Origin of the sequence: Salinicola salarius, assembly GCF_002179555.1 — a bacterium.
Lineage (GTDB): Bacteria > Pseudomonadota > Gammaproteobacteria > Pseudomonadales > Halomonadaceae > Salinicola > Salinicola salarius_A.
This window is the reverse complement of sequence record NZ_NHOU01000014.1, coordinates 1-14,279: the sequence shown is the minus strand read 5'-3', so window position 1 is coordinate 14,279 and position 14,279 is coordinate 1. Positions and strand designations below refer to the sequence as shown.

General features: G+C 59.3%; 14 protein-coding genes and 1 tRNA gene. 2 read left to right on the top strand and 13 right to left on the bottom strand.

The features are described 5' to 3' along the window. Positions 1-191: 191 nt before the first annotated feature. The 12 genes from CCD76_RS11685 to cysQ form a co-directional block, all read right to left on the bottom strand. Complete coding sequence (locus CCD76_RS11685; RefSeq protein WP_143543280.1) at positions 192-563, bottom strand: hypothetical protein; 372 nt, start codon at positions 561-563, stop codon at positions 192-194. A 14-nt stretch (positions 564-577) separates the two neighbouring features. Further along, the gene (locus CCD76_RS11680) at positions 578-1,039 is read right to left on the bottom strand and encodes a flavodoxin domain-containing protein (protein ID WP_087719683.1); all 462 of its coding nucleotides are present in this window, start codon (positions 1,037-1,039) and stop codon (positions 578-580) included. 130 nt (positions 1,040-1,169) lie between these two features. Continuing rightward, positions 1,170-1,478 carry an integration host factor subunit alpha gene (ihfA, locus tag CCD76_RS11675; RefSeq protein ID WP_087719682.1) on the bottom strand — a complete coding sequence of 103 codons (309 nt, stop codon included), beginning with the start codon at positions 1,476-1,478 and terminating at the stop codon, positions 1,170-1,172. A 28-nt stretch (positions 1,479-1,506) separates the two neighbouring features. Beyond that, a complete protein-coding gene (gene pheT, locus CCD76_RS11670; RefSeq protein WP_087719681.1) occupies positions 1,507-3,888 on the bottom strand; it encodes a phenylalanine--tRNA ligase subunit beta in 2,382 nt (793 codons plus the stop codon). 28 nt (positions 3,889-3,916) lie between these two features. Continuing rightward, positions 3,917-4,936, bottom strand: a complete 1,020-nt coding sequence (gene pheS / locus CCD76_RS11665) for a phenylalanine--tRNA ligase subunit alpha (protein WP_087719680.1) — start codon at positions 4,934-4,936, stop codon at positions 3,917-3,919. Positions 4,937-5,082: 146 nt separating this feature from the next. Further along, the gene (gene rplT, locus CCD76_RS11660) at positions 5,083-5,433 is read right to left on the bottom strand and encodes a 50S ribosomal protein L20 (RefSeq protein ID WP_071230087.1); all 351 of its coding nucleotides are present in this window, start codon (positions 5,431-5,433) and stop codon (positions 5,083-5,085) included. Between the two features lie 36 nt (positions 5,434-5,469). Then, the gene (gene rpmI, locus CCD76_RS11655) at positions 5,470-5,664 is read right to left on the bottom strand and encodes a 50S ribosomal protein L35 (protein WP_071230088.1); all 195 of its coding nucleotides are present in this window, start codon (positions 5,662-5,664) and stop codon (positions 5,470-5,472) included. Positions 5,665-5,756: 92 nt separating this feature from the next. After that, positions 5,757-6,296 carry a translation initiation factor IF-3 gene (gene infC, locus CCD76_RS11650; protein ID WP_083387150.1) on the bottom strand — a complete coding sequence of 180 codons (540 nt, stop codon included), beginning with the start codon at positions 6,294-6,296 and terminating at the stop codon, positions 5,757-5,759. Positions 6,297-6,330: 34 nt separating this feature from the next. Next, positions 6,331-8,241 (bottom strand): threonine--tRNA ligase, encoded by a 1,911-nt coding sequence (gene thrS / locus CCD76_RS11645; protein ID WP_087719679.1) that lies wholly within the window; start codon positions 8,239-8,241, stop codon positions 6,331-6,333. A gap of 308 nt (positions 8,242-8,549) precedes the next feature. Next, on the bottom strand, positions 8,550-9,431 hold the full coding sequence (locus CCD76_RS11640) for an OmpA family protein (protein ID WP_087719678.1): 882 nt from the start codon (positions 9,429-9,431) through the stop codon (positions 8,550-8,552). A gap of 404 nt (positions 9,432-9,835) precedes the next feature. Continuing rightward, positions 9,836-10,429: a DUF2489 domain-containing protein gene (locus tag CCD76_RS11635; protein WP_256961285.1), complete on the bottom strand. Its 594-nt coding sequence runs from the start codon at positions 10,427-10,429 to the stop codon at positions 9,836-9,838. A 61-nt stretch (positions 10,430-10,490) separates the two neighbouring features. Then, positions 10,491-11,297, bottom strand: coding sequence for a 3'(2'),5'-bisphosphate nucleotidase CysQ (gene cysQ / locus CCD76_RS11630; RefSeq protein WP_087719676.1), 807 nt, complete (start codon positions 11,295-11,297; stop codon positions 10,491-10,493). A gap of 190 nt (positions 11,298-11,487) precedes the next feature. Between cysQ and CCD76_RS11625 the strand changes: the two genes are divergently transcribed. Continuing rightward, entirely contained in the window at positions 11,488-12,942 is a 1,455-nt protein-coding gene (locus tag CCD76_RS11625) for an SLC13 family permease (RefSeq protein ID WP_087719675.1), read from the top strand. A gap of 214 nt (positions 12,943-13,156) precedes the next feature. Beyond that, positions 13,157-13,233 (top strand) — tRNA-Pro (locus CCD76_RS11620). 186 nt (positions 13,234-13,419) lie between these two features. Here the strand turns inward: CCD76_RS11620 and CCD76_RS11615 are convergent. Then, positions 13,420-14,279 (bottom strand): IS3 family transposase (locus CCD76_RS11615; RefSeq protein ID WP_143543279.1); only part of this gene is annotated, 860 nt, incomplete at its 5' end.

Sequence of the window (14,279 nt, the reverse complement as noted above, 5' to 3'; positions counted from 1 at the left end):
GCGCAACAATTCTCTGAGCCGCCGACGCAAATCGCGACGTTCCGAACGTGGAATATCGTAGACCTTGGAGACAAAAACGGCGGACCAATTGGCCCGCCGTCTTCGTTGATCGAGAAGTCCAGAGCAAGAACGCCTGTTGGGCTTTACGCATATACCAAGCAGACGAACTTGGCATTGGACGCACTGGATTTTCAATGACGCCGCCGCCAGACCCGGCTGACCACGTGCAGCAGCAGGCCCAGCGCCGTACCTTGCGACAGAATCACGGACCAGTGATCGGCCGCGGCGTCAATCCAGTGCCAGGCGCCAATCAACAGGCAGCCGATCCACAGACATCCGCCCAGATGCTTGATCGCGGCGGGACAACGCTCCCGCTGTGCTGAAGCCATCAATCGCCAGAACGCAACCAATGCCACGGCGATCGCAATCATCAGAATCGCGAGCAAGGCCAGACGCGTCATATCGTGCTGCAACCAGTAACGTGGCAGCGATACCAGCATGACCAGCCACAAGCCCAGCAGCGTACTCCAGCGCGTGGCGGTCAACGTTCGCGCAGCAGCCAATGATTGCGGCTCCTTCACGTCGCGAGACCTTCGTCTTCGATCCATGTCTCCACCCAGGGCACGGCAGCGTCGTCGGCCATGAACGTTTCCATGGCATCGATTTCGAGACGTTCGCCAAGACGCTGCCCGCCCAGATCGGCAAGCAGCTCGTCAAGCGCTCTCCCGGAACCACAGAAGGTATCGCCGTAAGAGCTGTCTCCCAAGGCGATCAGACCGTAACGCAGAGCAACGAGACTCGGCGGTTGCGACTTCAGTTCATGCACGAAAGGGACAAAGTCACCAGGGAAATCGCCGCTCCCCGTGGTGGAGACGCAGAACAACGCCAGGTCCGGCATGTCCTCGGTCAAGTCGCTCAGACTCGGTTGCTCGATCACGGACACCTCGTAACCCGCCTGCTCGAACAACGGCGAAACCTGTTCCGCGACATCCAGCGCACCACCATAGACGGTGCCGACGAAAATCTTCAGCTTGGGCATAACACTCGGTCAGCAATGGATTTGCGCGGGAGCTTAGCACAGCTCGCCCTTCGGCCTCACGCCGCGTGGCCTCAAACGCGACCGCCTGCCAGCTTGCGCTGGCAGGCGGTCGATGGATCACGGGCTCGGCTCAGTCTTCTTGCAGCTCGCCGTCGAAGCTTTCCACCCTGGCCTTGAGCTTCTGTCCAGGGCGGAAGGTAACGACTCGTCGGGCGGAGATCGGAATCTCCTCGCCCGTCTTGGGGTTACGTCCGGGCCGCTCCCGCTTGTCCCGCAGATCGAAATTGCCGAAGCCGGACAGCTTCACCTGCTCGTTCTCGCGCAGACAGCCGCGAATTTCCTCGAAGAACGTCTCCACCATGTACTTGGCCTCCCGCTTGGAAAAACCCAGTTCGGCATGAAGATGCTCCGCAAGCTCAGCTTTCGTCAGCGCTCCCATGATCGCTCCCTTCGCGCAGGATGACAGATCAACTCCGCAGCTTGGCACCGAAGCGCACTTGCGCGACTTCCACCACGTCTGCGATTAACTGATTGATTTCTTCATCATTGAGAGTGCGCGAAGGATGCTGCCAGGTCAAGCCCAGGGCCACGCTCTTGTCACCATCGTCCACCCCTTTGCCGCGGTACACATCGAATAGCTGCCACTGTGTCAGCCAGTCGCCGGCCCGACTTCGAATGGCATCGATCAACGGGGCGATCTCGACCTCTTCCTTGACCACGAATGCCAGATCCCGACGCACCTCCGGATACCGGGACAGCGGCTTGAATTGCGGTATCGATCCCTGGACCAGCGCTGCTTGCTCCACTTCGAAGACGTAAACCTCGGGCTTGATATCGAGCTGGGCACGGATGCCGGGGTGCAAGGCCCCCAACCAGCCGACGACCTTGCCATCACGACAGAGCTGTGCGGAACGCCCCGGATGTAATGCAGGATGCGTTGCGGCGACGAAAGTCCACTCATCGGCCTGTCCACCCAACGCGATCAAGCTTTCCAGATCGCCCTTCAGATCGTAGAAATCGACCGTGTCACGATGGGCGGACCAACCTTCCACGTCTCGGGAACCGCAAATCAGGCCACCGAACATCGGCGTCTGGACCAGTTCGTCCAGCTCGCCCTGGAATACCAGTCCAGCCTCGAACAGCCGCACGCGGTGCTGCTGACGGTTGAGGTTATGCATTAGCGCCTTGAGTAACCCCGGAAACAGACTATACCGCATCACCGACATGTCGCTGGAGATCGGGTTGGCCAGCGCCGGCGAGACTGCGTCCGGCGTAATCAACGCCTGGAGATCCGGCGATACGAAGCTGTAGGTGACGGCCTCCTGATAGCCGCGAGACACCATGTGGCGGCGCAGATGTCGCAACGGCAGAGACGCTTCGTCGTCTGTCGTCAGGCCGAGACGCGCCTGCGGGCGACGTACCGGCAGCCGGTTGTAACCGTGAATGCGAGCGACTTCTTCGATCAAGTCCTCTTCGATGGAGACATCGAAACGCCAGCTCGGGATCTGCACGTGCCAGCTCTGATCCGCCGCCGTGCTGGCCATTCCCAGCGACTGAAAGATGCGATGAATCTCCTCGTCGGACAGACGGACGCCCAGGCAAGCGGACAGCCGCTCGCGACGAAGCTCGACATCCGGACGCCGAGGCAGATGCGCCGGCTGTGTTACCTCGGTAATGGGTCCCGGGGAACCTCCAACGATGGCGATCAGCAGCTCGGTGGCCCGCTCCATGGCCGAACGAGTGATCTCGGGATCCACGCCGCGCTCGAAACGGTGCGAGGCATCCGTATGCAACCCGAAATTGCGCGCCTTGCCCGCCACCGCGAGCGGTGAAAAGTAAGCGGCTTCCAAAAACAGATTACGCGTCTCGCCGGTCACCCCGGTCGCCTCGCCTCCCATCACACCCGCGATGGCCAACGCACGATCCTGGTCGGCGATGACGAGCGTATCCTCGTTCAGCACCACTTCCTGACCATCCAGCAGCGTGAGACGCTCGTCGGCATTTGCCCGGCGTACCTCAATTCCGCCCTTCAGGGCATCGAGATCGAAGGCATGCATGGGCTGCCCCAGCTCGAGCATGACGTAGTTGGTCACATCGACCGCCGGATCGATGCTGCGAATCCCGCTACGACGCAGGCGCTCCTGCATCCACAGTGGCGTACTTACCGTGACGTCGACATCACGGATGATGCGGCCCAGGTAGCGCGGGCACCGCTCTTCGTCACTCACGGCGACCGGGAACTGCGCATCATGGCCCGCCTCGACCGGGGCGATGCTCGGTTCGACGACCTCTGTTCCGGTCGCGCAACCGACTTCCCGCGCCATGCCCCGCAGGCTGAGGCAGTCGCCGCGATTGGGGGTCAGATCCACCTCGATGGTGTAGTCATCCAACTGCAACCAGGCCCGAAAATCCTCACCGACAGGTGCGTCTTGCGGCAGGACATAAATTCCCTCCGAACGCCCTTCTTCCAGACCGAGTTCGGAAGCAGAACAGATCATCCCGCGAGATTCGACGCCACGCAGCTTGGCTTTCTTGATCTTGAAATTCTCGGGGAGCACTGCACCGACGCGCGCGAAAGGCACCTTCTGGCCAATATCGACGTTAGGCGCACCGCAGACGACCTGAACCGGTTCCCCGGAACCATCTTCGACCTGGCAGACATTGAGCTTGTCCGCATCGGGATGCTGGGATTTGGCGACGACCTCGGCTACGACCACGCCCTGAAAAACCGCACCAACCGGCTCGACGGCATCGACTTCCAGGCCCGCCATGGTAATGGCGTCTGCCAGGGCCTGCGTATCGAGCGCCGGTGAAACCCATTCGCGCAGCCACGCTTCGGAAAACTTCATCTTGATACTCCTTGACTGGGCGACGGATTCAGTTGAACTGACTCAGGAAACGCAGATCGTTGTCAAAAAACAGCCGCAGGTCATTCACCCCGTAGCGCAGCATGGCCAGCCGCTCCGCCCCCATGCCGAAGGCAAAACCGGTATAACGCTCGGCATCGACGCCCGAATGGCGAAATACCGCCGGATGAACCATCCCGCATCCCATCACCTCGAGCCATCCGCTATGTGAGCAGACACGACAGCCATCGCCTTGGCACATCACGCACTGAATATCGACCTCGGCCGAGGGCTCGGTGAACGGAAAATAGGATGGCCGGAAGCGCACCTCCAGATCGTCTCGCTCGAAGAACGCCTGCAGGAAGTCGGCGATCGTCCCCTTCAGGTCGGCAAAACTGACGCCTTCGTCGACCAGCAGACCCTCGACCTGATGGAACATCGGCGTGTGGGTCAGGTCGGAATCACTGCGATAGACCCGCCCCGGGCAGACGATGCGAATAGGGGGCTCCTGCGACTGCATGGTACGCACCTGCACCGGCGAGGTGTGCGTCCGCAAAAGACGGGTGGCGTCGAAATAGAAAGTATCTGCCATGCCGCGCGCAGGATGATGCGCGGGAATGTTCAGCGCTTCGAAATTATGAAAATCGTCCTCGATTTCCGGACCGACGGCGACCTCGAAGCCAATGTGTTGAAACAGGGATTCGATACGCTCCAGCGTCTTGGTCACGGGGTGCAGGCCACCATTGGCTTCGCCCCGTCCCGGCAGGGTGACATCGATGCGCTCCGCCTCGAGCCGAGCCTGCATGGCGGCTTGTTCGATCACCTGCTTGCGATGCTCGAGCTCCTGCTGCAACGCCTGCTTGGCTTCGTTGATGCGTTCACCGGCAGCCGGTCGCTCTTCGGGTGATAATTGCCCCAGCCCCTTGAGCAACGCTGTAATCTCGCCTTTCTTGCCCAGAAAACGCACACGCACCTGGTCGAGAGCCTGGGCGTCTTCGGCCGCGGCAATGGCCGCTTTCGCCTCGTTGACCAGGGCAGGAAGATGATCCATCCGTCGAGCTCCGCTTATCGTTCGTTACGCAGCGCCGTCGGTCACGAACGACGCGGCGATGCAGTATAAAAAAACAGGGGAAGAGCAGCTGCTCTTCCCCTGGATAGGTCACATGACTCATCGCCCTCGCAGGGCAAAATGACCTGTTATGCAGCTTTGGCTTTCTCGACGATTGCGGCGAACGTCGCTTTCTCGTGAACGGCCAGATCAGCCAGCACCTTACGGTCGATTTCAATACCGGCCTTTTTCAGACCTGCCACGAAACGGCTGTAGGACATGCCATTGACACGAGCTGCCGCGTTGATACGCGTGATCCACAGAGCGCGGAACTGGCGCTTACGCTGGCGGCGGTCACGATAGGCATACTGACCGGCTTTGATGACGGCCTGCTTGGCTACGCGGAAAACACGCGAACGCGCACCATAGTAACCCTTGGCCTGCTTCATGATCTTCTTGTGACGACGACGTGCGACGACACCACGCTTGACGCGAGACATAGTACTCTCCTGACGTTAAAAACTGACGACCAAGTGTTACAGGTTGGGCAGCATGCGGGTAACGAGCTGCTTGTCGGCAGCGTGTACCTGCTTCATCCCGCGCAACTGACGCTTACGCTTGGTAGACTTTTTGGTCAGGATGTGACTACGAAAAGACTGCTTGTGCTTGAAGCCGTTACCAGTCTTCTTGAAGCGCTTGGCAGCGCCACTGTTACTCTTGATTTTCGGCATGGGAAAACTCCACTCCGCTCTTTTTTAGAAAACCCGAGGCCGAAAACGACGAGCGATGACGCTCGTCGTTTCCCGTTCGACTTGCCCGCGGATCACTTCTTCTTGGGCGCAAGAATCATGATCATCTGACGGCCTTCCATCTTGGGGAAGGACTCGACAGCAGCCAGCTCCTCCAGGTCGGCGGCAATCCGTTCCATCAGTCGGCGACCGATGTCCTGGTGTGCCATTTCACGACCACGGAAGCGCAGGGTGACCTTACCCTTGTCGCCACCTTCGAGGAAACGAATCAGGTTTTTCAACTTCACCTGATAATCGCCCTCGTCCGTGCCAGGACGGAATTTCACTTCCTTGACCTGGATCTGTTTGGTTTTCTTCTTCTGAGCAGACTTCTGCTTTTTCTGCTCGAAGAGGAACTTGCCGTAGTCCATGATTTTACAGACGATAGGATCGGCATTGGAAATCTGGACGAGATCCATACCGGCTTCCTCGGCGCGTTCGAGCGCCTCCTGCATGGGAACGACTCCCACCTGTTCACCCTCGGCATCGATAAGGCGAACTTCGTCTGCACGAATACGGTCGTTTATGGGCGCGCGCTTTTCCTGAGGGCGCCCGCGCTGATTATTACGCTTGATCGTTAGATCTCCATCTGGCGATTAACGTTGCTGCTCAGTGCTGACCCGGTTGGTCGGCCTGTTGAAGATGTCCTTTCAGATCATCGACGGACAGGGAACCCAGATCCTCGCCGGATCGAGTACGCACTGCAACGGCACCCGATTCGACTTCCTTATCGCCGACAACCAGCAGATAAGGAATCTTCTGCAGCGTATGCTCGCGAATTTTAAAGCCGATTTTCTCATTCCTCAAGTCCGACTCGACCCGGAAACCCGCTTCACGCAAGCTTTTGGAGAGATTTTCGGCATAATCACGCTGAGCATCCGTGATATTGAGCACTACAGCTTGGACCGGAGAGAGCCATAAAGGCAAGGCCCCGGCGTAATGTTCGATCAGGATGCCGATGAAACGCTCCATCGACCCCACGATCGCCCGATGCAACATCACGGGCGTCTGGCGGGATCCGTCCTCGGCGACGTACTGCGCCCCCAGACGACTGGGCATCATGAAATCGACCTGCATGGTACCGACCTGCCACTCCCGCCCCAGGCAGTCCTTCATGTGATACTCGATCTTGGGCCCGTAGAACGCCCCCTCGCCCGGCAGCTCCTGCCACTGAACATCGCAGTTGCCCAACGCAGCCCTCAGCGCCCCTTCGGCACGATCCCACGTTTCATCGCTGCCGAGGCGCTTGTCAGGCCGCAGCGCGATCTTCACGGCGATGTCCTCGAAACCGAAATCACCGTAAACCTGGAGCGCCTGACGGTGGAACGCCGTCACTTCAGATTCTATCTGCCCTTCGGTACAGAAGACGTGACCGTCATCCTGCGTGAATGCCCGGACCCGCATGATACCGTGTAGCGCGCCAGAAGGCTCGTTGCGATGACAGCCACCGAACTCCCCATAGCGAATCGGTAGCTCGCGGTAGCTGCGCAATCCGGAATTGAAGACCTGGACATGCCCCGGGCAATTCATCGGCTTTAGCGCATATTCACGCTTTTCCGACTCGGTGAAGAACATGTTCTCCGCGTAATTGTCCCAGTGCCCGGATTTTTTCCAGAGCGACACATCCATGATCTGCGGGCACTTGATCTCCTGATACCCGCTGCGCTTGTACACGTCACGCATGTACTGCTCGACAATCTGCCATAGCGTCCAGCCACGGGGATGCCAGAACACCATGCCGGGCGCTTCTTCCTGCATGTGGAAGAAGTCGAATCGCCGTGCTAATTTACGGTGATCACGCTTCTCGGCTTCCTCGAGGCGCAGCAGATATGCCTTGAGGGACTTCTTGTCAGCCCACGCCGTGCCGTAGATTCGCGTCAACATGGGCTTCGACGCATCACCACGCCAGTAGGCTCCAGCCAGCTTGGTCAGCTTGAATGCCTTGAGGTGCCGTGTATTGGGTACGTGAGGCCCGCGGCACATATCGATGTATTCCTGGTGATGGTAGAGACGAATCGCCTCTCCTTCAGGAATACCTTCGACGATCTCGCGCTTGTATGGCTCTTCCCTCGACGCAAATGTCGAGAGCGCCTTTGCCTGATCGACGTACTCGCGAACGACGTCGTACTCCTGGTCGATCAACGATTTCATTCGCGCTTCGATGGCTTCCAGATCTTCCGAAGAAATGGATTCTCCGAAGTCGACGTCGTAGTAGAAGCCATCATCGATGACCGGGCCGATCGCCATCTTGGCGTTCGGGTACAACTGCTTGATCGCGTGTCCCAGCAAATGAGCACAGGAATGGCGAATGATGGCCACCCCTTCCTCATCGCGGGCGGTCAAGATAGCCACTTCGGCGTCATGATCGATGATGTCGGCTGCGTCGACTTCAATGCCGTCTATCTTGCCGGCAACACACGCCTTGGCGAGCCCGGGTCCGATGGACTCGGCCAGTTGCATGACGGTAATAGGCTCTTCAAAGCTTCTCTGACTGCCATCAGGCAGCGTCACAATGGGCATGAAAACATCCTTACGTTCAGTGGTGGTCCACACCAAGGATCACATGAACTCGATTAATAGGCAGGAACATCTCCTTCGCGGCAGGTCTGCATACGGGCAGGCCAGCGGATGCGCATGAGATACGACCTTACGATCTCTATCGGTGATCGTGGGGGAAGTAGACTAGCAGCGAGAAAGGCACTTTGCCATCCATGGGCAGCGACTCGTGGCCGATGGCAAGCAAGTCTAAAAGACGTTCCAAGGCCACAAACAATGAGGGCGCCCGAAGGCGCCCTCATGATCACGTGAACAGCGTGTCGGGATAAAGCTTATTCCCACTCACCCAGTTCGACGCGACGGTTCTGAGCACGGCCTTCAGCGGTATCGTTGCTGGCAACCGGCTGCTCTTCACCGTAACCGATAGTGGTGATGTTATCCGCGGAGAAACCCTTGTTGACCAGGTAGGATTTCACGGAATCGGCACGACGCTGGGACAGTTCCTTATTGTAGGCAGCAGGACCGACGGAGTCGGTGTGGCCTTCAAGACGGATGCGCAGCTGGTCGTTGGTCATCAGCTTCTCGGATACGCCATCTAGGATAGCTTCGGCGTTGGCCGTCAGCTGAGCGGAGTCGAACTCAAAGTTGACGTCACGCAGGACGAGATCTTCCACGCAGCCCAAGGAGTTGACTTCGGCACCAGCCGGGGTATCCGGGCACTGGTCCTGATAGTCCGGCACGCCGTCACCGTCGGAATCCAGCGGGCAGCCCTGGGCGTTGACTTCAACACCGGCCGGCGTTCCCGGGCACTGGTCCATGTAGTCCGGCACGCCGTCACCGTCGGTGTCGAGCGGGCAGCCAACGGCATCAACCGCTACGCCAGCCGGCGTGTTCGGGCACTGGTCGCGATCGTCGGGCACGCCGTCGCCATCGCTGTCCATGACGTCCGAAGAGTAGTCGGCACACAGCAGCGCGCCGGCAGTCGCGCCAGCAACACCACCAATCGCGGCACCAGTGTCTTCATCGGAATCGCCGCTAGTAGCGTAACCGACACCACCACCGATCAGACCGCCGGCAATGCCGCAGACGAACGGAGACTGATACCAAGCCTGATCGGACGAGCTGCCAGTGGATTCCATACCGGAACTGGCACAGCCAGAAAGACCGACTACCAGAGCGGAACCCAGTAGCAAGCCAGTCGTTGATTTTTTCATGTAAGACTCCTTCTTAACACAGCGCTAGTCGTAACGGGCGTTACCCAGCGGCTTCGAGTATAGAAGCCGAATTCGTCAAGAGAAAGACGTTCCTTCTCCAACGACAAAGAAATCTCTCGGCGACCGTCATGCGCGTCGACTTGAGCAGTGGTCAATGTTCCCATTGTCCCTTTTCTTTGCAGCTCCATAACAGCATTATCGATTCCAGCCCGAGATGCAAACCCGTGTCGGGACACACTGTTCTTTTTTAGCACCATTTCCAAGATTGGCAAAGGGGATTAGCAAAAACTTCGCGTTCCTGACCCTATCCTTTAGCCAGACAAGCCTTGCCCTTTCTTCCACCCGGCGAACGACACCAGAACCTCTCAGCCCCTTCTCTCTTCTTCAATGAAAGGATGCTCGTGTTACTTCCTGGAGCTGACATGGGCGCTGGAGCTGGCACTGGTGGTCTGGGCCCAATCCAGGCAAAAGGCCTGAAGCTCGATCGCTGCGAGGTGGAGCCTGCCGTCGTGTCGCTGAGCGATCTCCTCACGAACGAGATCCTCGCGGTGGCGTTCGCGCGGCGACAGCTCACGACGCGCCTGGTGCGTATGCAGCGATTCCGCCTCGGACTGCACCTCGCCAAGCACTCGCCACGCATCCCGCTCCACCAGGCGGTTATCGATGATATCGAGCAGCACCTTGCAACGTAACGCCCCTTCCACCATATCCACCTGGCGCTCGACCATGGCCTGCGACAGAGCACTCAAGCTATCGATACAATTTTGATTGGCGCGAGCAATTTCAGCGGCCCGAAACGCCTTTCGCCGCTCGACCTCACGCCACAGGCGCCAGGCATAAGCAGCGAGAGAAACAATAATCAGGATGGCGAGGACGGAAAGCCCCGCCGCAAGAGACAACGACATGAAAGAGAAGCCGCCTTCTGGTGATGTAGAGGATGTATAGATAGCCAGGAGCTGTTGCCATTTCGGCGCAACCCGCAGGGTAACAGCATCCACGGGGCACACCTACTTTCTCGATCTCGACTGGCGTGTTTCTCGACCTCGGGCTGGCGCGGGCTCAGCATGCCCAGAAAGGTCGCCAGGCTCCGTCCAGGGAAGCGCATGCCACGAAGGCCGGGTTCAGCAAGCTGTCCTGAGTGTTGTAGCGCAGCGGTTCCCACGCTTCGCAGTCCACGAGATGACCGCCGGCCCCTTCGACGACGGCTTGGGCCGCGGCGGTATCCCACTCGCTGGTAGGGCCGAACCGGGGGTAGAGATCCGCAAGCCCTTCGGCCACGCGACAACACTTGAGCGAACTTCCCAACTCCTCGACTTCGACATCGGGCAGTGACTCGATCAGGCGACGGGTGCTCGCGCCGCGATGAAAACGGCTGACCACCAGACGCAACGGCAGGGAATCGCGAACCTGCAAGGTTTGCCAGGGCTCATCGACACCAGCCTGATACCAGGCTCCCCGAGCCGGCTCACCGATCCAGACCTCGCCAGTACGGGGCTTCTCGACGACGCCCAGCACGGGTTGGTTCCGGTCGATCAATGCCACATTGACGGTGTATTGATCGGAACCCCGAATGAATTCTTTGGTGCCGTCCAGCGGATCGACCAACCAGTAAGTGGACCAGTTCCGGCGCTCCGACCAGGGAATCGAGGCCGACTCCTCGGACAGAATTGGCCAATCGCGACAGCCGATCGATGGCAAACCCTGAACGATGACCTGATGAGCCGCCAGGTCAGCAGCCGTTACCGGGCTGTCATCCGCCTTGCGCTGGGTATCGAAGGCGTCTCGTCCGATCGCCTCGATCGCTGCCCCGGCTTCACGGGACAGCGACACGAGAGGCGCGATGAGTGAATGCAGAGATGTCGTCATGGACCTGCTCTTTACTGGGAAATTCAATGGCGAATTCGATAAACAAGCCGTCGCGCATGAGCGCGTTCAGAGGGCAAGTATCCCGCCCATGGCCCCATATTAGACCAAAGGCTAAGTCGCGGTCCTCTCAGGACGCTCTACGTCTTAAGTAGAATAGAAAGGGTTCAAGCCTCTCGAAAAAGGACGTCACGTGACGGAAACCTCGAATCAAGCGCCAAACGCGCCCTCGCTAGCCGCTCGAATCGGCCTCGTTCTCGGCCCCCTCTGGGTCATCGTGACGCAAGTCATGCCAGCGCCCGCCGGCATGGAGCCCGCCGCCTGGCACTGTGTCGGGCTCGCCCTGCTGCTGGCGACTTGGTGGGCCACCGAGGCCATTCCGATCCCGGCTACCTCGCTACTCCCCATCCCGCTGGCGCCCGCCCTCGGCATTGCCGACCTCAAGGGCACCGCTGCCAGTTATGCCAACCCGACGATCTTCCTGTTCCTGGGCGGCTTTTTACTGGGCATCGCCATGCAGCGCTGGAACCTGCATCGGCGAATTGCGCTGCGCATTCTGAACGTCGTCGGCCAGAAACCCAAGCAACAGATCGCCGGCTTCATGCTGGCAACCGGCTTCATCAGCATGTGGGTCTCCAACACCGCCACTGCCATCATGATGCTGCCCATCGGCATGTCGGTGGTTTCCCTCTTCGCCAATGCCGATTCCGGCGAGGTAAAGCGCTATGCCACTGCACTGCTGCTGGCCATCGCCTACTCGGCCAGTATCGGCGGTATCGCCACGCTCATCGGTACGCCTCCCAATGCCATTCTCGCGGGCTATCTCTCCAGCGAACAGAACATCGAGCTGGGCTTTGCGCAGTGGATGGTCGTCGGCCTGCCGGTGAGCATTGCCATGATGATCGTGGCCTGGTGGTGGCTGACGCGCGGCGGCTTCAAGCTCCGGCTCGACGACGGTAGCGGCAACGTCATCGGCGATGAGCTTGCCAAGCTTGGCAAGCTGAGCCCGGCGGAAGCACGAGTCGGAATCGTCTTCCTGCTCGCCGCCCTGGCCTGGGTAACGCGGCCTCTTCTGAACGACTGGGGAGTCGAATGGCTGTCCGACACTTCGATCGCGCTGCTCGCGGGTGTCGCGCTCTTTCTGATTCCCAGCGGCAACGAGCGGTATCGTCCGCTGCTGCTGTGGGAAGATGCTAAAGACCTGCCCTGGGGCATCCTGCTGCTGTTCGGCGGCGGTCTGGCCCTGGCCAGCACCATCAGCGGCTCCGGCCTGGCGGACTGGATCGCCAATCAGCTCAATGTCTTCGGCACGTTGCCGCTCATCCTGCTGATCGGCGCCATCGTGCTGGTCATCATCTTCCTCACCGAGCTGACCTCGAACACAGCGACCGCAGCAGCATTCCTGCCGCTACTCGGTGCACTGGCCATGTCACTCGGCGTCGACCCGTTACTGATTACCGTGCCGGCCGCGATTGCCGCCAGCTGCGCCTTCATGATGCCGGTGGCCACGCCGCCCAACGCCATTGTCTTCGCGACGGGCCACATGAATATCCAGTCGATGATTCGCGCCGGCTTCTTCCTCAACCTCACCGGCACGATCCTGGTCACGCTGATCTGCCTTGGATTGATCAAGCTGCTGTGGCTATAACAGCCCAGTCGGATCGACAGCCCCGCTGGCATCGGGACAACACTCTCACGCCAGCGCGCTTCGATGACGGTCTGGGGTTCCGCTTGGCAGCGGCATCGGTAGGCTTTCGCAAGCGATTGAAAAAAAAGCCTTAAGAAGCGCTTTTCATTTATCGAACTGCAAGGTAGTATACGCAGCGTTTCACAGGGACTGTCACTGACAGACCAGTGGGAACCGGAGCGTGGCGCAGCTTGGTAGCGCGCTGCAATGGGGTTGCAGAGGTCGCAGGTTCGAATCCTGTCGCTCCGACCAGAAAGATTAAGAAAAACCGCCACTTACGGATCATGCCGGGTGGCGGTTTTTCGTTGTGCCTTGCTTTAGGTAGCAAATAGGTAGCAAGCGTCAGCAACAAGCAGTCATTTCCATCCATCGTCATCCAACTTTTCTTACTCTACTGCCCACCCCATGCCCCCAAGCTGTAGACGCTTCCTGTAGTGGTCAACTAATTCCGGACAGTGAATTGAGTGTTGCTTCCGCTCGTGCGGGCGACATGCCGCCGTTGTACTGATGGGGTCGCTGTCGGTTGTAGCGCTCCATCAGATAGAAGCTGATATCTCGTAAAGCCTCTTGTGCTGACAGATAGCCGATCGCGGGCATCCACTCGCTCTTGTAGCTGCGGAACAGCCGCTCCATCGGTGCGTTATCCCAGCAGTTTCCACGACGGCTCATGCTCTGTTGTATCCGGTAGCGCCACAGTCGCTGACGGAAGACTCGGCTCGCATATTGACCGCCCTGATCTGAATGGAACAGCAGCCCCGGCGGCCTGCCTCGCTGCTCGAAGGCCCTGTCCAGCGCATTGATGACCAGGGCCGCGTCGGGGCGATTAGATAATGCCCATCCGACGACGCGTCGTGCATACAGATCCAGCACGACGGCCAGATAGTGCCAACGGTTCTGTACCCACACGTAGGTGATATCGCCACACCACACCTGATTGGGCGCGGTGACAGTAAACTGACGGTTCAGGCGGTTGGGAATATCGGGTCGCTCGACCGTCGCCCGTCGGTAGGCCGGTGGTCGCGGCTGTTGGCATATCAGATCCATCTCCTGCATCAGACGTCGGACCTTGAATCGTCCCACGTCGGCCCCGGATTCCCGCATCTGCATCATGATCGTTCGGCTACCCGCGGAACGCCGGCTCTGGTTGAACAGCTCTCTAACGGTTGCGCGCAACGTCAACCGCTCGATATCGACGCGAGATCGGCGAAGGCGATGTTCGTAATAGCTCGAACGTGCAATGCCAAAGGCGCTACAGACCATATTCACAGGCTCCTGCTCACTCAACTGGTCTATCAGCG